Source organism: Bradyrhizobium sp. SZCCHNR1093 (assembly GCF_032381175.1).
Lineage (GTDB): Bacteria > Pseudomonadota > Alphaproteobacteria > Rhizobiales > Xanthobacteraceae > Bradyrhizobium.
This window is the reverse complement of the sequence record NZ_JAUHJJ010000002.1, coordinates 954,846-976,142: the sequence shown is the minus strand read 5'-3', so window position 1 is coordinate 976,142 and position 21,297 is coordinate 954,846. Positions and strand designations below refer to the sequence as shown.

At 67.1% G+C, this 21,297-nt stretch carries 18 protein-coding genes; 6 read left to right on the top strand and 12 right to left on the bottom strand.

Annotated features, from left to right (window positions below):
* Positions 1 to 311 precede the first annotated feature (311 nt).
* On the top strand, positions 312 to 926 hold the full coding sequence (locus tag QX070_RS10150; RefSeq protein WP_315736756.1) for a class I SAM-dependent methyltransferase: 615 nt from the start codon (positions 312 to 314) through the stop codon (positions 924 to 926).
* Here the strand turns inward: QX070_RS10150 and QX070_RS10145 are convergent, their stop codons facing one another.
* Complete coding sequence (locus QX070_RS10145) at positions 927 to 1,193, bottom strand: hypothetical protein (protein ID WP_315736755.1); 267 nt, start codon at positions 1,191 to 1,193, stop codon at positions 927 to 929.
* Positions 1,194 to 1,480: 287 nt separating this feature from the next.
* Entirely contained in the window at positions 1,481 to 2,665 is a 1,185-nt protein-coding gene (locus QX070_RS10140) for an extensin family protein (protein ID WP_315736754.1), read from the bottom strand.
* A 500-nt stretch (positions 2,666 to 3,165) separates the two neighbouring features.
* Between QX070_RS10140 and QX070_RS10135 the strand changes: the two genes are divergently transcribed.
* On the top strand, positions 3,166 to 3,930 hold the full coding sequence (locus tag QX070_RS10135) for a DUF2147 domain-containing protein (protein WP_315736753.1): 765 nt from the start codon (positions 3,166 to 3,168) through the stop codon (positions 3,928 to 3,930).
* A gap of 78 nt (positions 3,931 to 4,008) precedes the next feature.
* Here the strand turns inward: QX070_RS10135 and QX070_RS10130 are convergent, their stop codons facing one another.
* Both QX070_RS10130 and QX070_RS10125 read right to left on the bottom strand, forming a co-directional pair.
* Positions 4,009 to 5,376: an ATP-binding protein gene (locus QX070_RS10130; protein ID WP_315736752.1), complete on the bottom strand. Its 1,368-nt coding sequence runs from the start codon at positions 5,374 to 5,376 to the stop codon at positions 4,009 to 4,011.
* Complete coding sequence (locus QX070_RS10125) at positions 5,366 to 6,133, bottom strand: response regulator (RefSeq protein ID WP_315736751.1); 768 nt, start codon at positions 6,131 to 6,133, stop codon at positions 5,366 to 5,368. Before QX070_RS10125 ends, QX070_RS10130 begins: the two co-directional genes overlap by 11 nt.
* A 230-nt stretch (positions 6,134 to 6,363) precedes the next feature.
* Here QX070_RS10125 and QX070_RS10120 point away from each other — a divergent pair, with 230 nt between their 5' ends.
* The 3 genes from QX070_RS10120 to QX070_RS10110 are packed head-to-tail and all read left to right on the top strand — an operon-like array spanning position 6,364 to position 11,134.
* Positions 6,364 to 7,839: an efflux transporter outer membrane subunit gene (locus tag QX070_RS10120; protein ID WP_315736749.1), complete on the top strand. Its 1,476-nt coding sequence runs from the start codon at positions 6,364 to 6,366 to the stop codon at positions 7,837 to 7,839.
* Positions 7,840 to 7,880: 41 nt separating this feature from the next.
* Entirely contained in the window at positions 7,881 to 9,173 is a 1,293-nt protein-coding gene (locus QX070_RS10115; RefSeq protein ID WP_315736748.1) for an efflux RND transporter periplasmic adaptor subunit, read from the top strand.
* On the top strand, positions 9,173 to 11,134 hold the full coding sequence (locus tag QX070_RS10110; RefSeq protein ID WP_315736747.1) for a MacB family efflux pump subunit: 1,962 nt from the start codon (positions 9,173 to 9,175) through the stop codon (positions 11,132 to 11,134). Before QX070_RS10115 ends, QX070_RS10110 begins: the two co-directional genes overlap by 1 nt.
* Before the next feature lie 46 nt (positions 11,135 to 11,180).
* Here QX070_RS10110 and QX070_RS10105 read toward each other — a convergent pair whose 3' ends face one another.
* Genes QX070_RS10105 through cyoA form a run of 7 tightly spaced genes read right to left on the bottom strand, consistent with a single transcriptional unit; the run spans position 11,181 to position 18,113 of the window.
* Positions 11,181 to 11,714: a response regulator transcription factor gene (locus QX070_RS10105; RefSeq protein ID WP_315713466.1), complete on the bottom strand. Its 534-nt coding sequence runs from the start codon at positions 11,712 to 11,714 to the stop codon at positions 11,181 to 11,183.
* Positions 11,704 to 13,056 carry an ATP-binding protein gene (locus tag QX070_RS10100; protein WP_315736745.1) on the bottom strand — a complete coding sequence of 451 codons (1,353 nt, stop codon included), beginning with the start codon at positions 13,054 to 13,056 and terminating at the stop codon, positions 11,704 to 11,706. Before QX070_RS10100 ends, QX070_RS10105 begins: the two co-directional genes overlap by 11 nt.
* A gap of 46 nt (positions 13,057 to 13,102) precedes the next feature.
* On the bottom strand, positions 13,103 to 13,936 hold the full coding sequence (locus QX070_RS10095; RefSeq protein WP_315736744.1) for an SURF1 family protein: 834 nt from the start codon (positions 13,934 to 13,936) through the stop codon (positions 13,103 to 13,105).
* Entirely contained in the window at positions 13,936 to 14,295 is a 360-nt protein-coding gene (gene cyoD, locus QX070_RS10090; protein WP_315736743.1) for a cytochrome o ubiquinol oxidase subunit IV, read from the bottom strand. Before cyoD ends, QX070_RS10095 begins: the two co-directional genes overlap by 1 nt.
* Entirely contained in the window at positions 14,292 to 14,921 is a 630-nt protein-coding gene (cyoC, locus tag QX070_RS10085) for a cytochrome o ubiquinol oxidase subunit III (protein ID WP_315736742.1), read from the bottom strand. Before cyoC ends, cyoD begins: the two co-directional genes overlap by 4 nt.
* Positions 14,918 to 16,927: a cytochrome o ubiquinol oxidase subunit I gene (gene cyoB / locus QX070_RS10080; RefSeq protein ID WP_315736741.1), complete on the bottom strand. Its 2,010-nt coding sequence runs from the start codon at positions 16,925 to 16,927 to the stop codon at positions 14,918 to 14,920. Before cyoB ends, cyoC begins: the two co-directional genes overlap by 4 nt.
* A gap of 10 nt (positions 16,928 to 16,937) precedes the next feature.
* Positions 16,938 to 18,113 carry a ubiquinol oxidase subunit II gene (gene cyoA / locus QX070_RS10075; protein WP_315736740.1) on the bottom strand — a complete coding sequence of 392 codons (1,176 nt, stop codon included), beginning with the start codon at positions 18,111 to 18,113 and terminating at the stop codon, positions 16,938 to 16,940.
* Positions 18,114 to 18,267: 154 nt separating this feature from the next.
* On the opposite strand from cyoA, the gene QX070_RS10070 reads away from it, so the two are divergent.
* Entirely contained in the window at positions 18,268 to 19,578 is a 1,311-nt protein-coding gene (locus QX070_RS10070; RefSeq protein ID WP_315736739.1) for an MFS transporter, read from the top strand.
* A gap of 4 nt (positions 19,579 to 19,582) precedes the next feature.
* On the opposite strand, the gene QX070_RS10065 is transcribed toward QX070_RS10070, so the two are convergent.
* Complete coding sequence (locus tag QX070_RS10065; RefSeq protein WP_315736738.1) at positions 19,583 to 21,295, bottom strand: thiamine pyrophosphate-binding protein; 1,713 nt, start codon at positions 21,293 to 21,295, stop codon at positions 19,583 to 19,585.
* Positions 21,296 to 21,297 lie beyond the last annotated feature (2 nt).

Genomic DNA, 21,297 nt, shown 5'->3' with positions numbered 1-21,297 from the left:
GCGCGTTCAAGGCACGCTATCGCCGCGCAGGCGGTGCGCTCCCCTCCCCTTGCGGGGAGGGGTTGGAGGTTGGTATTCACGGGTCCCGCCGTTGATGAGAGCCAGCGCGCCGACAGGCACGACGCTTCGTTGCGTGTCGCGTTACGCACCCCATGAGTTCTCGACAGATGATGGGGATCTCACCACGTTCAGCGCGTGGGGAACCCCACCCCCGACCCCTCCCCGCAAGGGGGAGGGGAGCCCACCACCGCCTGGGCAAGAGTTCGAGCCGTCGCGTGCTATAATGTGTGCCTCTCCTCGGGACCGAAACCATGTCCGACCGCACCACCCATTGGCAGAACGTCTACACCACCAAGGCCGAGACCGAGGTCAGCTGGTACCAGGACGATCCGGCGACCTCGCTGCGGCTGATCCGCGAGGCCGGCGCGACGCCGACATCGCGGATCATCGATATCGGCGGCGGCGCCTCGCGGCTGGTCGATGCGCTGCTCGCGGCCGGCTACAGCGCGCTCGCCGTGCTCGACATCTCCGATGCGGCACTGGCGACGGCGCGCCGCAGGCTCGGCGCGGCGGCAGCCGGGGTCACGTGGATCGCCTCCGACGTCACCACCTGGACGCCGGACGCGCGCTACGACGTCTGGCACGACCGGGCCGCCTTCCATTTCCTCACCGCGCCTGAGGACCGGGCCGCCTACGTCGACCGCCTGCGCGCGGCGGTGGTGCCCGGTGGGGCCGTCATCATCGGCACGTTCGCGCCCGATGGTCCGGAGAGGTGCAGCGGACTGCCGGTCGTCCGCTACGACGCCCACAGCCTGGCCGCAGCGCTGGGTCCTGCTTTCACGCTGGAGGACAGTTGCACCGAGGCGCATCGCACGCCATGGGACTCGACGCAGCAGTTCCAGTTCTGCCGCTTCCGCGCCGGTTAGTCAGCAGCACAGAGGCGGGCCATCCGACACGACGAGAACCTCGATGTCGGTATCCTCGCTGCGCGCGGCATCGTCCGCTCCGCCAGCGGAGGTCTCACTCTGCGGCGGCGTGCGCCAGGGAATCGGCTTCGGCGGCATCCGCTCCAGGCGCTGCGCGTCGGCGACGGCGCGGCGGGCGATCTTCAGCGAACGGCAGACCAGCACGGCCTGCTCGGCGGTGCCGACCTCGAAGCCCGCCCCAATCGCCTTGATGCGATACGATACCATCTCCGCCTCTCCCAATCCGGCAGCAACCAGAACCCCGCGCGCCTTGTTCCTGGCGACTGTGGCAGGTCTAGTGTCGGCCAATGGCGGACGGCAAAACTGGTCAACGGACTCCTAATGCGCAGCGCGTGACATCGGCGTTTGCGTTTCGCGGCGGGACAGAGTGCCTTCACGCGCGGCCGACGGCGGGAGAAATCCACAGCCGCGCACAGGCGCTAGCGAATGGCGAATGGCGAGCAGGTGATCGTCCCGATCCCGATTCGCTGCTCGCTATTCCCTATTCGCCCCTCTCAATAGTCCCGGAATTCGTCTTCCTCGTTGATCAGCTGGCCGATGCTGCGCGGCTGCTTGCGCGACGGGATCGAGCTGGTCACGTCGGGCTCGCGCTGGCCGTAGCCATAGCGCCGCTGCTGCGCGCGCGCCGCCACCGCCTCGCCGGACTGCGCGGCCGGCTGGCAGATCAGGCGGCGGCTGGCACGGCGCATCAGGTCCACATGGATGTGGTCGTAGTGATAGACGTTGGAGCCCGGCGCCAGCACGGTGGTGAACTGCTGGCAGGCGCCCCCCTGGATGTCGCGCAGAAAGCCCTGCTCCTCCGGCAGGCCGATCCAGCCATCCTTGACGCTGATCCGACGGCCGTCGGCGAGCGTGAAGGCGGCGATGTCGAGCGCGTTGCCGAAGGCATGCTCGGAAATATGCGCGCTCGGATTGCCGTTCATGCCGCGGCAGGAATAGGCCGAGATCTGCTTGATCTCGACGACCTTGGTGCCGAACCAGCGCTGGGCCGCCGGCTGCACCGATTCCGCAAGCCAGCGGTCAAGCGCCGAGACGATCGGACAGGCGAGCGTCGCGGTCGGCTTCACCGCGACCGGGCCGACGGTGCCGACCGGATCGCGCGACGGTCCGAGCCGCGGCAGCGGTTCCTGCGGCGGATAGGCGGTGCGAGCGGCCGGCTGACCGCGATTGGGCGAATAGGCCGCGTCGGCCGGCTGATCGACGTCGTCCTCGCCGACCGGCGGCTCGAGCTGTAGTGGCGCGCCGGGAGGAGCGCCATAGGACGGCGATGCCGAATTCGGATAGGCCGCGCTCGACGCGGGATAGGCCGGCTGCGGCGCGGCCTGCGGCTGATAGGTCGCGGGCGGGGCGTAGCGTTGCGGCGGCGGGTTGATCGGCCAGCGCGGCTGGCCGCCGATCGCGGCCGGTGGACGCAGGCTTTCATCGGCGAAGCCATAGCTCGTGGTCGCTTCGCCGAGCGCTGCCACCTTCAGCGGATAGTCGGCGCCGCACATGCCGGGGCCGGAGATCGGATTGATGCGGACGATATCCGCACTCTCCTTCACCGCGCCCGATTTCAGGCAGGCGATCTCGGCCTCGGCCCGCCACGGCTCGCGCTCCTGGAAGAATCCACGGCCGCAACCCGCAAGCGAGACAAGGACGATGGAGCCGACGAGATACAAACGAACTCCGCGCGTCATATGCAGAGGTTTGCGGCAATTTGCTTAAGGACCTGTCAATGCCGTCCATTTACGGCGCGCAAACCATCGTGACGTGAAAGGCAGTCCATTTGCGGGGAAGCGACAACCGCGCTGTCTTTTTTGCCGATGCCGATCGGATATGTGTGGCGCGCGCTCCGCGGAACGCCTGCGTCAGGAGCGACGCGCACGTCAGGTGCGCGAGAGATACGAAAACGGGAGCCGTCCCATGAGCCCTGCCGATCGGCTGAGCATGGTGGTCACGTGTATCGTGTTTGCATTCGTCGGCGCCATCGTCGTCGGGATGATCTGATCGCTGAGATCCGATCTCGATCAATCGACGGGCGGCTGTCGGCCGGCGGCGTGCCATCGCCCACCTTCCCGCGCGGAGTTGTCGTTTTCAGACACGCATCCGTCGGCTGTGATCTCTGTCACAGATCGCGCCGGCGCCCGCGTTTAACAGGTCCCTCAGGTTCACGACGCCGTCCCGAGGGAGCTCATCCATGAAGACCGTCTTTCTGGCCGCAGCGGCCGTTCTGATCGCGAGCAGCGCCGCGCAGGCCGGCAGCTCGATCGCGTTCAATTTCGACGGACACAAGATCCGCGTCACCGTGCCGCGCAACTGCCAGTCGCTGTCCTGCCTGCAGGTGTCCGGCATCGACCTCAGCGGGCTGACATCGTCCAAGCTCGGCGATGATGCGCCGGCGAGCAGCGCGCCTGCGGCCAGCGCTCCGGCCCCCGCCGCCGCGGCGCCCGCTGCGCCGGTCGTGAATGCGCCCGCGCCCGTCGCCGCCGCGCCAGCCGTGGCCGCGCCAGCCCCCGCAGCGCCCGCTTCCGTCGCGCCATCCACGACGGGGCAGATGCCGGTGCCGCCGGCACCGGTCGCTGCGACCGCGCCTGCTCCCCAACCTGCTCCGGCACCCGCGTCGGTCACCGTCGCCGCGGCGCCAGCCGCAGTTCAGCCCGCTCCGGCTGCAGCCGATCCGAACTCGCCGCTCGGCCTGTGGGCCACCGAGGGCGGCAAGGGCAACGTCGTGATCGAGCCGTGCGGCGCCAACATCTGCGGCTTTGCCGAGAAGACGCGGGAGAAGATCCTGATCAACATGAAGCCGAAGGACAGCAAATGGATCGGCCGCATCCACGATCCGGACGGCGGCGGCAATTACGACTCCACCGTCGTGCTCAAGAACCCGAACACCTTGCGGGTCCAGGGCTGCGCGTTCGGCGGCCTGTTCTGCGGCGGCCAGACCTGGAAGCGCGTGAGCTGATCGCCGTCCCTCGACATCGGCAAACGCAAGGGCCCCGCCGGGATCAGCACCGGCGGGGTTTCCTTCTCGTGGCGTCTGCTACGCCACCTTGGCGGGGATCGCCGAGGGCATCGCGATGCGCAGCGGCAGCGACAGCCGCACCCGCAGACCGCGCGGGGCGTTGGGCATCAGCGCGATGCCGCCGTCATGCTTCTTCATGATCTCCTGCGCGATCGACAGCCCGAGGCCGAAACCGCCGGCGGAGCGGGCCTGGTCGAGCTTGACGAACGGCTCCAGCGCGCGCGCCTGCAGCGCCTGCGGAATGCCCGGACCGTCGTCGGCGACCTCGATCGCGATCATGCCGTCGGCCAGGGTCGACAGGCTGACCACGACCTCGCTGCCATGCTTGACCGCGTTCTCGACCACGTTGGTGACGGCGCGCGACAGCGCCCGCGCCCGGCCCTCGCAGACCAGCCGCGACGGTCCATCGAAGGTGACGGCGTGGCCGACATCGGCGAAGTCGCAGCAGATCGTCTCCAAGAGGCTCGACAGCTCGATCCGCGCCGGCTGCTCGGCCTTGGTGTCGTCGCGCAGATAGTCCAGCGTCTCGTCGAGCATGCGGCTGACCTGGTCGATGTCGCGCAGCATCGCGCTGCAAATCTCGACCTGAGCGATGCGCTCCGAGCGCAGCCGCAGCCGCGTCAGCGGCGTGCGCAGATCGTGGCTGATCGCGGCCAGCATGCGCGTGCGGTCGTCGAGCAGCGCGCGGATGCGCGCCTGCATCTCATTCAACGCCTCGGCGACCTGGGCGATCTCCCGGGGCCCGCGCCGGCTCAGCGGCTCCTGCGCTCCCGGCGAGCGGCCGAACGCCGCCGCCGCGCGCGCCATCTCCGACAGCGGCCGGATGATCGCCCGCGCCGCGTAGATCGACAGCAGCACGCCCAGGATCAGGATGAGGAACAGGAACACCGCCGTCGGCTTCAGCACCATCGACCAGAATTCGAGGCGCGGCACGTCGTCGAACACCAGCGCACGCTCGCCGTCGACCTGGACGATGATCTGGGTCGGCGGCGACGCGCCATAGCCGACGCCGTGGAGCAAGGTGACGTCACGCAGCACGCTGAGCTGACGGCGGGCCAGCCGCGAGGTCCATGGCACGTCGCTGACCGGCTTGGCGAGCAGCGTGAGCGAGGTCAGCGGCACGAGCTCGACCTGGATGCCGGAGCTGCGCAGGCTCGACAGGCTGCTGTCGACGGCCACGGGGTCGTTCGCGGCGCGGACGAAGTGCACCGCCTCGGCCACGCGCGCGATGCCGTAGGCCGGCGATTCCTGCTCGTCGGGCGGATCGAGGAACAGCAGCGCCGCCGCGATCATCACGACCATGCCGAACAGCACCGACAGCGACGCCAGCGTCACGATCTGCGTGGTGAGGCCGAGGCGCGGGCACGGCTTGCTATCAGGCGTCATCGATGGTCTCGACTCTTGGCGTGAAGACGTAGCCGCCGAGGCGCACCGTCTTGATCAGGGTCCAGCTCCTGGCGCCGGGCTCGATCTTCTGGCGGATGCGGCTGATGTGAACGTCGATGCTGCGCTCGACCGGCCCGGCCTGCCCGCCATGCGCCAGCTCGATCAGTTGCTCGCGCGACAGCACCCGGCCGGCGTTGCGGCAGAACGCCAGGAGAATGTCGAACTCGGCGCTCGTCAGCGTGATCTTGACTCGGTCGGGATCGAACAGCGTGCGCGTCGCCGGCTCGATGCGCCAGCCGTCGAAAGTCATCGGTGCCTGCCGCGCCGCGATCACGGCGGGATGCAATTGCGAGCGGCGCAGCAGCGCGCGGATCCGCGCCACCAGCTCGCGCGGATTGAACGGCTTGACGACGTAGTCGTCGGCGCCGAGCTCGAGACCGAGGATGCGATCGATGTCCTCGCCCTTCGCCGTCACCATGATGATCGGCACGGTCGAGATCTGGCGAAGGCGGCGACAGATGCTCATGCCGTCATCGTCCGGCAGCATCACGTCGAGCATGATGAGGTCGACCTGCTCGCGCTGCAGGAGGTCGTTCATCGCGGCCGCGGAGGACACGAAGCGCGGCGCGAAGCCGTGCTCCTGCAACAGCTCGGTGAGCAGCGCCGCAATCTCCCGGTCATCTTCGACGCAGAGAATGCGCGCAGCTGCCGGTATGTTTGCGTCTGCGGCCACGGCGGTATTGTGTGACGACATCATGCGCGGAACATGGTCGATTTGAGTCCAAAAGAACAGCCCGAAGCGAGCTCCGATCGTGGCAAAAGTAAGCTGTATTGTTAAGGCGGAAACATTTCTTCACGCGACTTAATCCTGCGAAATTGGTATCACGCCTAGGCTTTACGCATCAGACAAGCATCAACAGGGAAGTCCTGCGGCATGGCTCTTCAGCCGGCGCGGCCCTCTTCCGAACCGCGATCGTCTCAGCCACCGTGAAGCCTCTCCTGCTCGCACTCTGCCTGGCCACACCGCTGCTCGCCGGCTGCGCCGTCGGGCCCGACTACGTAAAGCCGGATTTCGGCATGCCCCAGAGCTGGAGCAGCGACCGTAACAAGCCCACGCAAGCGCTGAAGCTCGCACATTGGTGGCGCAGCCTCGGTGATATGATGCTCGATCAGCTGATCGCAGACGCCGTCAGCGGCAATCTCGACGTCGCCGCCGCCAAGGCGCGCATCCGCGAGGCGCGGGCGACGCAGCGCCAGGCCATCGGCGCACTGTTTCCCACAGTGAGCGCCACCGGCATGGCGACGGAGACCCGCAGCGCCGGCAGCTCGACGAGCGGCATCGCGATCGCTCCTACCACCTACAGCCAGTACCAGGCTGGCTTCGATTCGAGCTGGGAGCTCGATCTGTTCGGCGCCAACCGCCGCGCGGTCGAGGCGGCGACCTACGGCGTCGACGCCGCGGAGGACGATCTCCGCGCGACATTGCTGACGCTGGTCGGCGACGTCGCCTCCAACTACATCGATGCGCGCGCCTACCAGGCGCGGGCGGCGCTGGCGCGGCGCACGGCTGCCTCGCAGCGCGAGACCGCGGCGCTGACCGAGCGCAAGCAGAATGCCGGCTCGGCGTCGGCCGTCGACACCGCCAAGGCCTCCGCGCTCGCCGCCAGCACCGAAGCCACCATCCCGACCTATGAGAGCAGCTATCAGCAGGCCGTGCACCGGCTCGGCGTGCTGCTCGGCCGCGACCCGGCCGCACTGAGCCTGCGCCTGTCGCGCACTGCGGCGATCCCGGCGCCACGCCTGCCGTTGCCGAAGGGCATCCCGGCCGACGTGCTGGTGATGCGGCCGGACGTCCGCAAGGCCGAGCGGCAGCTCGCACAGTTCACCGCGAAGATCGGACAAGCGACGGCTGCGCTGTATCCGGATGTCAGCCTCAGCGGCTCGGTCTCGACCAGCGCGCTGAAGCTCGGCGATCTCGGCAGGAGCTCGACCATCGGCTGGTCGATCGGCCCCAGCGTGTCGGTGCCGATCTTCAACGGCGGCAAGCTGCAGGCGGCGGTGGAGATCGCCGAGGCGCAGCGCGACGAGTACCACGTCGCCTGGCAGAGCGCCGTGTTGAGCGCGCTCGAGGACGTCGAGAACGCCATCGTCAATCTCGCCCAGGAACGCATCCGCATCCGCAGCCTGACGGAGTCGGCGCGACGCTATGGCGAGGCTGCACGGCTGTCGCGCTCGCTCTATCAGACGGGGTCCAGCACTTTCCTCGACGTGCTCGACGCCGAGCGCTCGCAATTCACGGCCGAGGACAATTTGCTCGCCAGCCGCGCGACCTTGGCGAAAAACTACGTCGCACTGGCCAAGGCTTTGGGCGGCGGTTGGACCGGCGCGATCGACAGCTCGCGGCCCGAGGTCGTCGACAGCGGCACCGGGCCGCATCTCGCGCAGTCCGTCGACCCCAAATAGCCCACGTCCTGAATTCCAAAACGTATTTCCGAAATGATCCGATGAACGCACCCCTATCCCAGATGCCCCGAGCGGTCGCGGTCGATGACGGCCACGCGCCGGGACCGAAGCCCAAGCGGCCGCGCCGCTGGCCGCTGCTGATCGTGGGAGCGCTCGTCGTTCTGGCCGCCGCGATCGTGCTGGTCATGAGGCTGACCAGCAATCCCAACGCCAATCTCGTCACCGCACCCGTCACGACCGGCGACATCGAGCAGACCGTGCTCGCCACCGGCACGCTGAAGCCGGTCAAGCTCGTTGCGGTCGGTGCCCAGGCCTCGGGGCGCCTCGTCGCGCTCAACGTCAAGCTCGGCCAGAAAGTGAAGGCCGGCGACCTCATCGCCGAGATCGACTCGCTGACGCAACAGAACACGCTGCGCACCAACGAGGCGAGCCTGCGGAGCGTGCGGGCGCAGCGTGACGAGAAGGTCGCCACCCTGGCGCTGGCCGAGGCGAACCTGGCGCGGCAGCAGGTTACGCTGGCGCAGAAGGCGTCGTCGCGCGCCGACTACGACAGCGCCGAGGCGACCGCGAAGCAGACCCAGGCCCAGATCGCGCAGCTCGACGCGCAGATCGTCGAGGCCGAGGTGGCGATCGAGACCGCGCGCGTCAATCTCGGCTACACGAAGATCACGGCTCCGATCGACGGCACCGTGCTGTCGATCGTCACCCAGCAGGGCCAGACCGTGAATGCGGTGCAGTCGGCACCGACCATCGTCGTGCTCGGCCAGGTCGAGACGATGACCGTGCGGGTGGAGATCTCCGAGGCCGACGTGGTCAAGGTCCGGCCCGGACAGAACGTCTATTTCACCGTGCTGGGCGAGCCCGATCATCGCTACGAGGGCACGCTCGGATCGATCGAGCCGGCGCCCGAATCGATCAAGAGCGATTCGAGCTTCTCGTCGAGCACGACGACCACGTCGAGCAGCAGCTCGTCCTCGTCCACCACGTCGTCGGCGATCTACTACAACGGCGTGTTCGACATCGCCAATCCGGACGGGCGGCTGATGACCTACATGACGGCCGAGGTCCACATCCTTCTCGGCGAGGCCCGCAAGGTCCCGACCATTCCGTCGTCCGCGCTTGGCAACGCCAATCCCGACGGCAGCTACACGGTGCGCGTGCTGACCGGCGCAGGAACACTGGAGAAGCGCACCACTCACATCGGCCTCAACAACAAGATCCGGGCCGAGGTGCAGTCCGGCCTGCGCGAGGGCGAGCGGGTCGTCATCTCGACGCCCGACGAGGGGCCGAAGCGAACCGTGATGCCGCCGCCGGCCTCCTCCGGAGGTCCGTGATGGCGGAGGTGCTGATCGATCTGCAGAACGTCGGGCGGTGCTACGCCTCCGGCGAGAGTACCGTCCATGCCTTGCGCGGTGTCGACATCCAGATCGCGCGCGGCGAGATGGTCGCCATCATCGGCCAGTCGGGCTCCGGCAAGTCGACGCTGATGAACATTCTGGGTTGCCTCGACCGCCCGACATCCGGCAGCTACCGGATCGCCGGCCGCGAGATGGGCTCGCTCGATCCGGACGAGCTGGCGGCGTTGCGGCGCGAGCATTTCGGCTTCATCTTCCAGCGCTACCATCTGCTGGGCGAACTCACGGCCGCTGAGAATGCCGAGGTCCCGGCCGTCTATTCCGGGCTCGGCCCCAATGCGCGGCGCCGGAAGGCGGCGGCGCTGCTGCAGCGGCTCGGCATGGGCAGCCGCACCGACCACAAGCCGGGTCAGCTCTCGGGCGGCCAGCAGCAGCGGGTCTCGATCGCCCGCGCGCTGGTCAACGATCCCGACGTGATCCTGGCCGACGAGCCGACCGGCGCCCTCGACCGCGCCAGCGGCGAGGAGGTGCTGCGCATCCTCGACGAGATCAGCGCCTCCGGGCGCACCGTCATCATCGTCACCCACGATCCGAGCGTCGCGCAGCGCGCCCGGCGCATCATCGAGATCGAGGACGGCCGCGTCATTTCCGACCGGCTCAATCCGCGGACTTCGGAACCCGCGCCAGCCGCAGCGACCGAAGACCATACCGCCGCGGCGGCGTCGTGGTGGCGCAGCCAGCTCGACCGTTTCCGCGAGGCCGCGCGGATGGCGCTGCTCGCCATGAATGCGCACCGGATGCGCGCGTTCCTCACCATGCTCGGCATCATCATCGGCGTTGCCTCGGTCGTCCTGGTGCTGGCGCTCGGCAAAGGCTCGCAGGCCAAGGTGCTGAAGGACATCAACCGGCTCGGCACCAACACGCTGGAATTCTTTCCCGGCAAGGATTTCGGCGATACGCGCTCCAGCAAGATCAGGACGCTGGTGCTCGCCGATGCCAAGGTCATGGCGCAACAGCCCTATGTCGACGCCATCTCGCCGACGGTCTCGACCACCAGCACGTTGCGGTTCGGCGCGATCGAGGTCAGCGCCCAGATCTCCGGCGTCGGCGAGCAGTATTTCCGGGTCAAGAACACCGAGCTCGCCGAAGGCAGCTATCTCGATGCCGATACCGTGCGCTCCTACGCCCAGGATGCCGTGATCGACGACAATGCGCGCAAGGCGTTGTTTCCCGATCCCGACGTCAGTCCGCTGGGCAGCGTGGTCCTGATCGGCAAGGTGCCCTGCCGCGTCGTCGGCATCACCAAGCAGCAGCAGGCCGGCTTCGGCTCCAGCTCCACGCCGATCGTCTACCTGCCCTACACCACCGTGCAGGCGCGCTTCCTCGGCAACCAGGTGCTGCGCAGCATCAGCGTCCGCGTCGACGAGGCGACGCCGATGGCCGCGGCCGAGCGCGCCGCGACGGCGCTGCTGACGGCGCGGCACAACGCCAAGGACTTCTTCGTGCTCAACACCGACGACATCCGCAAGACCGTCGAGAGCACGACGCAGGTGCTGACTCTGCTGGTGGCAGCCATCGCCGTGATCTCGTTGCTGGTCGGCGGCATCGGCGTCATGAACATCATGCTTGTGTCGGTGTCCGAGCGCGTCGGCGAGATCGGCGTGCGCATGGCGGTCGGCGCGCGGCGCAGCGACATCCTGATGCAGTTCCTGATCGAGGCCGTGCTGGTCTGCCTGCTCGGCGGCGCGCTGGGCCTTGCGCTCGCGGTCGGCTTCGGCACGGTCTTCAACGCGCTCGACGTCGGCTTCCAGCTGATCTATTCGCCGCTTGCAATGGTCGGCGCCGCCGTCACGTCGATGGCGATCGGCATCGGCTTCGGCTACATGCCCGCCCGCAGCGCCTCGCGGCTCGATCCGGCAACGGCGCTGGCAAGGGAGTAGGTCGGAAAGAATGAGCTCTACTCCTCCGGACAACAACCGGATCGATCTACTTCACCGGGCGTTTCTCCAGCTTGCGCGCGAGCGTCCGGCGATGCATGCCGAGCCGTCTTGCAGCTTCGGAGATGTTGAAGTCGGTCTCGATCAGGGTCTGGTGGATGCGCTCCCATTCCAGCGTCTTGATCGAGGTGGAGCGCTCGGCCAGCGCCACTTGCGCATTGCCCTGCGCCTTGCGGAACGCCTCCTCGATGTCGTCGGTGTTGGACGGCTTGGCCAGATAGTGGCAGGCGCCGAGCTTGATCGCCTCCACCGCCGTCGCGATGCTCGCGAAGCCGGTGAGCACCACGATCAGCATCTCCGGATCATGCGCATGCAGCTTCTCGACGCAGACGAGACCTGAGGCGCCGCCGAGCTTGAGATCGACGACGGCATAGCCGAACGTCTTTTCTTTGAGGATCTCGTCGACGTCCTCGAGCGAGCCGGCGACGACGGCCTCGTAGCCGCGCCGTTCGAACGAGCGCTTCAGGGTGCGCGCAAAACCGTCATCGTCCTCGACGATCAAGAGGGACAGGTCATTCGCCATCGCGCTCTCCAATGACAAGCGTCGACAACGGCAGTGACAGCCGCACGGTCGCCCCACGTCCCCGGTGGTTCCAGGCCGAAACGCTGCCGCCCAGCTTGCGGATCACGTTGACCACCAGGAAAAGGCCGAGGCCGCGGCCCGGGCGGCCCTTGCTCGACTGATAGGGACGTCCGAGTTGACCTAGCATCGCCGGATCAAAGCCCGGCCCGCGATCGCTGACGCTGAGCAGCAGCTGATCACCATTTCGTTCGGCCACGAACTCCACCCACTCGCGCGAGACTTCGAACGCGTTGTCGAGCACGTTGACGATCGCCTGCTTTAGCGCGACGTCGGAGACGATCGCCGGGTCCGAGCCGAACTCGTTGCGGAACATCAGATTGCGCGCCGAGCGCACCGCGCTCCATTCGGCGACCAGCGTCGTCAGGAACGCCTTCAACGTTGTCGGCGCCGAGCCTTCGCCGCGCGCCTGACCGGCCGAGACCAGGATGTCGGTGACGATCGACTTGCAGCGCTGCACCGCCGCTTCCATTTCCGTGAAATCCTCCGCGAGCGCCGGATCGGCAGAGATCGCGGTCATGCGGTGCCAATCGTTCAGGATCACCGAGATCGACGCCAGCGGCGTGCCGAGCTCATGCGCGGCGCCTGAGGCGAGCAGGCCCATGCGGATGATGTGATCCTGCTCGACAGCGTGCTGGCGCAGATCGGCAAGCTTGGCGTCGCGCTCGCGCAGGTTCCGGTTGATGCGGGTGACGAAGACGACGAGCAGCACGGCGTCGAGCACGAAGCCGACGAACATGCCGGTGATGTGCAGGGTGAATGCATCGCTGACGTGATGCTGCGGCAGTTGCAGGGGACGGTACTCGATGGTGAGCCAGATGAAGCTGAGCACCGTCAGCGCGACCAGCGACCAGGACGAGCGCGCATCGAGCAGCACGGCCCCCAGCGTGACCTGCAGCAGATAGAGGCACGTGAACGGATTCGACGCGCCGCCGGTGAGATAGAGCTCCGATGTCAACGCCACGACGTCGAGCATCAGGGCGATCAGCAGGTGACGATTGCCGACGTCGTCATGCGTGCGCAGCCAGATATGGCTTGCGATATTGAGCGCCACCAGCGCGCAGATGATCGCCGCCATCGGCAGCAGCGGCAGCGCAATGCCGAACCAGGTGGTCACGAAGCCGATGGTGACGATCTGACCGACCACGGCGATCCAGCGCAGCTGGATCAGCAGCACCATGTTCTTGCGGTTGGTCGCGTCCTTCGTCGGCAGCGGCGCGTTGATCTCGGGTGTGGCGATCGCGGCCACGGCTCCGAACGGCAGATTAGGGGCCTCGCTTCTCATGAGGCCACGTCCGATCTCCGCCGACAGAACGGCGAGCTTCGATCCCTCAAGACGCCGCCCCGCATCCACCCATGTCCTGCCGCCGCTGATCCCATTCCACATCCTGCGCCGCCGGCGCCTCGCGCTCACTCTGCCCGCGGCGGAGCCGCTGCAGCCCGGCGCCGGCCAGCATGAGGGCCAATGTAAACCAGGTCAGCGCGTAAACCAGATGGTTGTTCGGAAACGAGATCACCGTGAGTCCCCCGATCGGAAGCCCGCCGGGATTCGGGGTCGCATCGGCATCGACGAAGAACGGTGCGACGTCGGACAGACCGCGCGCCGCCGCGATCGCCACGACGTCACGTGAATACCAGCGATTGCCCGCGGGATCGTTGTGGCGCAGGAAGCCGCCGCCCGGCTCGGAGATCCGCAGCAATCCGGTCACGTCGACCGTGCCATCGGGGTTCCCGGCGCTGCGGCTCGCCGGCGCACGGCGATCCGCGGGCACGAAGCCACGATTGACGAGCACGGTGCCGCCGGCGGTCTGCAGCGGCGTCACCACCCAATAGCCGGAGCCCTCGACCGTCAGCGCCTGGACCAGCGTCTCGCGGTCGTTGAGGAAGCGGCCGCTCAACGTTATCAGCTTGTACTCGTCGTCGCTGCGATCGATGGCCGGCCAATCCGCCGGGCTCGGCGCCGGCACGGGCGCGGCATGAACGCGGCGCTCGACGCGATCGATCAGGTCGAGCTTCCAGGCCCGCCGCTCGATCTGCCAGACGCCCAGCGCCAGCAGCATCGCGACGCAGGCAAGCCACGCCGCACCGATCGCGAGCCGCAGCGCGCCGGATCGCCGGCGGCCGGCCTCGTCGCGTTCCCCTGCCCCGTTGGCAGGAGCTGACATCACGGCGTCTGGCCCATCTCGTGCACCGGCATCATGTTCGCGGTCAGGTGATGCATGACCCAGAGCGAGCCGCTGAGCGCAATCACCACCATGATGATCGTGAAGATCAGCGCCATCATGGTCCAGCCACCCTCGGCCTTGGTGTTCATGTGCAGGAAGAAGACCATGTGGACGACGACCTGCACGGCCGCGAACGCCATGATGATCAGCGCCGTGGCCTGCTTGTCGAGCGAACCGTTCATGACCAGCAGAAACGGAATCGCCGTCAGGACGACGGAGGCGCCGAAGCCGATCAGTTGGCCCGAGCGCGTGCCGGCATGGTCGTCCGCCGAACCGTGCGCATGTGCATCAGAGCTCATCGAAGCATCCCCATCAGATAGACGAAGGTGAAGACACCAATCCAGATCACGTCGAGGAAGTGCCAGAACATGCTGAGGCAGACCAGCCGACGGCGGTTGGCCTCGATCAGGCCGTGGGTCCTGACCTGCACCATCAGGGTGACCAGCCAGACCAGACCGAACGTTACATGCAGGCCGTGAGTTCCTACCAGCGTGAAGAACGAAGACAGGAAGGCGCTGCGCTGCGGCGTCGCGCCCTCGTGGATCATGTGCGCGAACTCGGTCAGCTCGATGCCGAGGAAGGCGAGGCCGAACAGCCCGGTCACCACGAGCCAGGCCTGCATCGCGCCAACGCGGTTCCGCTGCATCGACAGCATCGCGAAGCCATAGGTGAGCGACGACAGCAGCAGGAACGAGGTGTTGACCGCGACCAGCGACAAGTCGAACAGATCCTTCGGCGCCGGCCCGGCGGCGTACTTGGCGCCGAGCACGCCATAGACGGCAAACAGGATCGCAAAGATGAGACAGTCGCTCATCAGATAGATCCAGAAGCCGAGCATCGTGCTGCTGCCTTCGGGATGCTCGTGCTCGTCGACGACATAGAAGACCGGTTCCCCGGCCTTCAGGGTGCCCATCGCAACGGTCATGACTTGGCTCCTGCCACGAGCAGCTCGGTGCGCGCGCGCTCGACGCTTATGACCTCATCGGCCGCGATGTGGAAGCTGCGGTGATAGTTGAAGGTGTGGCCGATCGCGACCGCGAGCAGCGCCAGGAAACTTCCGGCCGCCATCCACCACATGTACCAGATCAGGCCGAACGCCATGGTGGTGCTCAACCCCGCCAGAATCACGCCGGTGCCGGTGTTGCTCGGCATGTGGATCGCCTTGAAGCCGGCGAGCGGACGCGTGTAGCCGCGGCGCTTCATGTCCCACCAGGCGTCATTGTCGTGGACCACAGGCGTGAAGGCGAAGTTGTAGGCCGGCGGCGGCGACGACGTCGCCCACTCCAGGGTGCGCGCATTCCAGGGATCGCCGGAGACGTCGGCGAGCTGCTCGCGGCGGAGGATGCTGACCGCAATCTGGATCAGGAAGCTCGCGATGCCCAGCAGGATCAGGAATGCACCGATGCCGGCGACGACGAACCAGATCTGCAGGCTCGGATCGTCGAAGGTGCGCAGCCGACGGGTCACGCCCATCAGGCCGAGCACGTAGAGCGGCATGAAGGCGAAGTAGAAGCCCACCGTCCAGAACCAGAACGACAGCTTGCCCCAGAATGGATCGAGCCTGAAGCCGAACGCCTTCGGGAACCAGTAGGCGATGCCGGCGAACAGGCCGAACAGCACGCCGCCGATGATCACGTTGTGGAAATGCGCGACCAGGAACAGGCTGTTGTGGAGCACGAAGTCGGCCGGCGGCACCGCGAGCAGCACGCCGGTCATGCCGCCGATCACGAAGGTCAGCATGAAGGCGACCGTCCACATCATCGGCAGCTCGAAGCGGATGCGGCCGCGATACATCGTGAACAGCCAGTTGAACATCTTCGCGCCCGTCGGGATCGAGATGATCATCGTGGTGATGCCGAAGAAGGAGTTCACGCTGGCGCCGGAGCCCATCGTGAAGAAATGGTGCAGCCAGACGAGGTACGACAGGATCGTGATCACGACCGTGGCGTAGACCATCGAGGTGTAGCCGAACAGGCGCTTGCCCGAGAAGGTCGAGGTCACCTCGGAGAAGATGCCGAAAGCCGGCAGGATGAGGATGTAGACCTCCGGATGGCCCCAGATCCAGATGAGGTTGACGTACATCATTGGGTCGCCGCCGAAATCATTGGTGAAGAAGTTGGTGCCGACGTAGCGGTCGAGCGACAGCAGCGCTAGCACCGCCGTCAGCACCGGGAAGGAGGCGACAATCAGCACGTTGGTGCACAGCGAGGTCCAGGTGAAGACTGGCATCTTCATCATGGTCATGCCGGGCGCACGCATCTTGACGATGGTGCAGATCAGGTTGACGCCGGACAGCAGCGTGCCGACGCCGGCGACCTGCAGGGCCCAGATGTAATAGTCGACGCCGACATCCGGACTGTAGGAGAGGTTCGACAGCGGCGGATAGGCCAGCCAGCCGGTGCGCGCGAACTCGCCCACGAACAGCGAGCACATCACCAGCACGGCGCCCGACGTGGTCATCCAGAAGCTGAAATTGTTGAGGAACGGGAACGACACGTCGCGGGCGCCGATCTGCAGCGGCACGACGTAGTTCATCAGACCGGTAACCAGCGGCATCGCCACGAAGAAGATCATGATCACGCCGTGCGCCGTGAACACCTGATCATAATGGTGCGAGTTCAGGTAGCCCTCGGAGCCGTTGAACGCGATCGCCTGCTGCAGGCGCATCATCAGCGCGTCGGCGAAGCCGCGCAGCAGCATGACGATGCCGAGGACCATGTACATGATGCCGATGCGCTTGTGGTCGACCGTGGTGAACCACTCCTTCCAGAGATAGCCCCACAGCCGGAAATAGGTGATGGCGCCGAAAAGCGCGATGCCGCCGAGCGCGACCATCGCGAAGGTGCCGATGATGATCGGCTCGTGCAGCGGCAGCGACTCCAGCGTGAGCCGGCCGAAGATCAATCGGGTGAGATCTGACGTGTCGAACATGATGTGACCCTCACGAATCCGACTTGGAGGCTGGCCCCGTGATGAAAGACGCCTTCGACGGCCGCAGCAGGCTGGGCCGTTCAAGGCCGCGGCCCTGCAGCGGCGTCCAATCGAGCGGCGCGAGAACGGTGGGCGACGATTCCGCAGCCATGCGCGTGACCTGGTCGCCCGGCAGGCAGACGCCGCCGGCGACGTAGCTCGGCTCGCCACCGAACACCGTGCCGCGGCCGGCGAACTTGTCGTAGGCGAGCGGCAGCGTGTTGCGGACGCCGGCCAGGCCCATGCCGCCTCTCGCGTCGATCGCCATCATCTCGCTCATGCACATCTTGCCCGGTTCGACGCACATGTTGAGGATGGCGCGGAACAGGTCAGCATCGACCGAGGCGAAATGGCGGACCGGCTCGTCGGTGCTGGGACGCTCAAGCACGAGATAATCCGGCTTGCCGAGGTGATTGCCACTGGCCTTCGCCTTCTCGATCCAGCCGGAAAACTCCACATCCGACAGGCCATGAAAGGCAAAGCGCATGCTGGAAAAGCCGGCACCACTATAGTTGGCTGAGAAGCCGCGATAGACGCCGGGCTTGTTGATGACGGCGTGCAGCCGGCTCTGCATGCCCGGCATCGCATAGATCTGGCCGGCCAGAGCGGGGATGTAGAACGAGTTCATCACCGAGGACGAGGTGATCTTGAAATCCAGCGGCCGGTTCACCGGTGCGGCGAGCTCGTTGACGGTGGCGATGCCGTATTCGGGATAGATGAACAGCCACTTCCAATCGAGCGCGACAACGTTGACCTCGAGCGGCTTGTCCAGCGGCGTCACCGGACGATCGACCGCGATGCGCCCGAGCGTGCGGTAGGGATCGAGCAGATGCGTGCCCATCCATGTGACCGCGCCCAGGCAGATGATGATGAGCAGCGGCGCCGCCCAGATCAGAAGCTCGAGCTGGGTGGAGTGATCCCAATCCGGCGTGTAGGTCGCCGCCTGGTTCGACTGGCGGTAGCGCCAGGCCACGATCGCCGTCGCCGCCATGACGGGCACCACGATCAGGAGCATCAGCACGGTCGCGATGATCACGAGATCGCGCTGTTGGGCGGCGACATCACCGGAGGGGGCGAGCACGACCAGATTGCAGCCGCCGAGCGCGAGCCCCAGCGGCAGCAGAGCCAAGGATTTCCAGTAACGCACGCTTAACCTCGTCGCACGGCGGATCTCTGAACGAGGCCTCACCTAGCGACCGGACGACACGGCCGACATTGGACAATTTGTCCAATACCGGAGCGGCGCCGAGGACGACAATTACGGAGCGCGAATAGAGTACGAGAGGACTGCAGGCAGCGCGATGACACAGGCAGCGGCGACCGCCGACGGCGAAACCCATCTCTCCCGCACGCATGAGGCGCATCCGGGCGAGATCGCGATCGGCGTGATCATCGGGCGGACGTCGGAGTTCTTCGACTTCTTCGTCTATGCCATCGCCTCGGTGATCGTGTTTCCGCGCTTGGTGTTTCCGTTTGCGGACGAGCTGACGCAGACCCTGTATTCGTTCGCGCTGTTCGCGCTCGCCTTCCTCGCGCGTCCGTTCGGCAGCGTGATCTTCATGGCGATCGACCGCCGCTACGGCAAGAGCGCCAAGCTGATCACCGCATTGTTCCTGCTGGGCACCTCGACCGCCGCGATCGCGTTCCTGCCGAGCTACCACACCGTCGGTGCGGCGGCGATCTGGCTGCTGGCGCTGGCGCGGATCGGCCAGGGTCTCGCCTGGGGCGGCGCCTGGGACGGGCTGGCGTCGCTGCTCGCGATGAATGCGCCGGAGCACCAGCGCGGCTGGTACGCGATGATTCCGCAGCTCGGCGCGCCGCTCGGGCTGATCGTCGCCAGCGTGCTGTTCGCGTTCTTCGTCGGTTATCTCTCCGCGGCCGACTTCTTCGACTGGGGCTGGCGGTACCCGTTCTTCGTGGCGTTTGCCATCAACGTCGTGGCGCTGTTCGCGCGGCTGCGCATGGTCGTGACGCCGGAGTATGATGAGCTGTTCCAGTCGCGCGAATTGCAGCCGGCACGCGTCATCACCACGATTCGGCACGAGGGCCGCAACATCGTGATCGGCGCCTTCGCGCCGCTGGCGAGCTTCGCGCTGTTCCACATGGTGACGGTGTTTCCGCTGTCCTGGGTGTTCCTGTTCACCAAGGAGACGCCGGCGCGCTTCCTGCTAATCGAGGCCGTCGGTGCGGTGTTCGGCGTCGTCGCCATTGTCGCGTCTGGCATGCTGGCCGACCGTATCGGACGCAAATCGCTCTTGATCGGCTCGGCGATCGCAATCGCGGTGTTCTCGGGCTTCGCGCCGCAACTGCTCGACGCCGGCCCGGTCGGCGAGACCATCTACATGGTGCTCGGCTTCATCCTGCTCGGCCTGTCGTTCGGCCAGTCCTCGGGCGCGATCGCCGCCAACTTCGCGCGCACCTATCGCTACACGGCCTCGGCCCTGACCGCCGACCTCGCTTGGCTGTTCGGCGCCGGCTTCGCGCCGCTCGCCGCCCTGCTGCTGGCCGCCTATCTCGGCCTGATTTCGGCCGGCGGTTATCTCTTGTCCGGCGCCGTCTGCACCCTACTCGCGCTGTGGCTCAGCGCGCCGCGGCAGCTGCAGCAGGTGTAGGGCGCTACGAGCCCCGCCACTTGCGTTCGGCCTCGTCCCACGCCGCGAGCGGCTGCAGGTCCGGGACCCAGGCGAGTCCGGTCTTGGCGTCGGACGAGACCGCCTCCGGCGTCACCACCATGTCGAGCAGCGCCGGTCGGTTGGCCAGCGCGCGTTGGATCGCGGGGCCGAGCTGCTCCTCGGTCTCGACGCGCTCGGCATGCATGCCGAAGGCGCGCGCCATGGCGGCGTGATCGGCGAATTGCAGCTTCGTGCCGACGACCTTGCCATGTGTCACGGCCTGGTCGTGCACCTCGATCTGCCAGGCGCCGTTGTTGGCGACGACGATCAGCACCGGCGCCTTGTGGCGCACCGCGGTGTCGACCTCGATCGCATTGAAGCCGAACGCACCGTCGCCGGTCGCGACCACCACCGGCTTGTCGGGAAAGGCGAGGCTCGCAGCGATGCCATAGGGCACGCCGATGCCGATGCAGCCGAACGGGCCGGGATCGAGCATCAAGGGCGCGCTGAGGCCAACGCGGGCAAAGGACAGGAAATCGCCGCCGTCAGCGATGACCACGGCGTCATTGCCGATCGCCTCCTGCAGCGCCGACAGCACGCGATTCGGATGCAGCCGCCCGTCCGAGCCGGCCGGCGCCGTCGCCATGCTCTGCTTCAGCTTGGCCGCGCGCTCCTGATGCGCGGCCCGCAGTTTTGCGGCCCATTGCCGATCGACGGCCGATTCGCGGTTGCCCGCCAGCGCCACCATCGCGCGCAAGGTCTCCGCTGGTGTCGCCAGGATCTCGGCCGCACCACGTCGATTGTCGCGCAGCTCCGTAGCGGAGTCGCTGATGCGGACGAACTTGGCGTCCTTGAACACGGCAGGCGAGCCGTAGGCGAGCTGGAAGTCGAGCCGGCGGCCGACCGTCAGCACCACGTCGGCATCGCCCATCACGGCGCCGCGCATCGCACCGACGACCGAGGGATGATCGTCGGGCACGAGCCCCCTGCTCTCGCCGGTGTCGAGATAAACGGCGCCGAGCCGGTCGAGCAGCGCGATCAGCTCGGGCCCGGCGCCGCGCGCGCCGCGGCCGGAGATGACGAGCACACGGCGCGCCGACCACAACAGCTCGACCGCCTTCTCGACCTCGGCCGGATCAGGCCGTGTCGCCGCGCGCGGCTTCGGCGCGAGATGCTCCTCGAGCTGCAGTGCCTTCGGCACGACGCCGCGCAGCGTATCGACGGGAAAATCGATGAACACAGGCCCCGGCTCGCCGCCGTCGCCGACGGCGCGGGAGATCGCCTCGTCGAGCTCCTGCAGCACCAGCGACGGCTCGCGCACGGTGCGCGCATAGCGCGTGATCGAGCGCACGAGCTGGGTGTGATCCATGTCCTGCAGGCCACCGCGGTTCTCCTGCGGCCGCGGATTGCCGCCCGACATCACCAGCACGGGCGCGCGCGAGACGTGGGCATTGGCGATGCCGGTGATCGCGTTGGTCACGCCCGGCCCCGCGGTGACCAGCGCGACGCCGAGCTCGCCGGTGAGCTCGGCATGCGCCTGCGCCATGTGCACGGCGGCGCGCTCGTCGCGCACGTCGATGATGCGGATGCCTTCCGCATCGAGCCGCATCCAGATCGGCATGATGTGGCCGCCGCACAGCGCGAACACGCGGCTGACGCCGCGGCGCTTGAGCAGGCGGGCGATCAGATCGGCGGCACTGTCGGGAGAGATCTTCATCT

What these genes read in the sequence shown, in the direction of transcription:
- QX070_RS10150 (WP_315736756.1), top strand. Translation starts at nt 312, where the DNA reads ATGTCCGACCGCACCACCCATTGGCAGAACGTCTACACCACCAAGGCC.
- QX070_RS10145 (WP_315736755.1), bottom strand. Translation starts at nt 1,193, where the DNA reads ATGGTATCGTATCGCATCAAGGCGATTGGGGCGGGCTTCGAGGTCGGC.
- QX070_RS10140 (WP_315736754.1), bottom strand. Translation starts at nt 2,665, where the DNA reads ATGACGCGCGGAGTTCGTTTGTATCTCGTCGGCTCCATCGTCCTTGTC.
- QX070_RS10135 (WP_315736753.1), top strand. Translation starts at nt 3,166, where the DNA reads ATGAAGACCGTCTTTCTGGCCGCAGCGGCCGTTCTGATCGCGAGCAGC.
- QX070_RS10130 (WP_315736752.1), bottom strand. Translation starts at nt 5,376, where the DNA reads ATGACGCCTGATAGCAAGCCGTGCCCGCGCCTCGGCCTCACCACGCAG.
- QX070_RS10125 (WP_315736751.1), bottom strand. Translation starts at nt 6,133, where the DNA reads ATGATGTCGTCACACAATACCGCCGTGGCCGCAGACGCAAACATACCG.
- QX070_RS10115 (WP_315736748.1), top strand. Translation starts at nt 7,881, where the DNA reads ATGAACGCACCCCTATCCCAGATGCCCCGAGCGGTCGCGGTCGATGAC.
- QX070_RS10110 (WP_315736747.1), top strand. Translation starts at nt 9,173, where the DNA reads ATGGCGGAGGTGCTGATCGATCTGCAGAACGTCGGGCGGTGCTACGCC.
- QX070_RS10105 (WP_315713466.1), bottom strand. Translation starts at nt 11,714, where the DNA reads ATGGCGAATGACCTGTCCCTCTTGATCGTCGAGGACGATGACGGTTTT.
- QX070_RS10100 (WP_315736745.1), bottom strand. Translation starts at nt 13,056, where the DNA reads ATGAGAAGCGAGGCCCCTAATCTGCCGTTCGGAGCCGTGGCCGCGATC.
- QX070_RS10095 (WP_315736744.1), bottom strand. Translation starts at nt 13,936, where the DNA reads ATGTCAGCTCCTGCCAACGGGGCAGGGGAACGCGACGAGGCCGGCCGC.
- cyoD (WP_315736743.1), bottom strand. Translation starts at nt 14,295, where the DNA reads ATGAGCTCTGATGCACATGCGCACGGTTCGGCGGACGACCATGCCGGC.
- cyoC (WP_315736742.1), bottom strand. Translation starts at nt 14,921, where the DNA reads ATGACCGTTGCGATGGGCACCCTGAAGGCCGGGGAACCGGTCTTCTAT.
- cyoB (WP_315736741.1), bottom strand. Translation starts at nt 16,927, where the DNA reads ATGTTCGACACGTCAGATCTCACCCGATTGATCTTCGGCCGGCTCACG.
- QX070_RS10070 (WP_315736739.1), top strand. Translation starts at nt 18,268, where the DNA reads ATGACACAGGCAGCGGCGACCGCCGACGGCGAAACCCATCTCTCCCGC.
- QX070_RS10065 (WP_315736738.1), bottom strand. Translation starts at nt 21,295, where the DNA reads ATGAAGATCTCTCCCGACAGTGCCGCCGATCTGATCGCCCGCCTGCTC.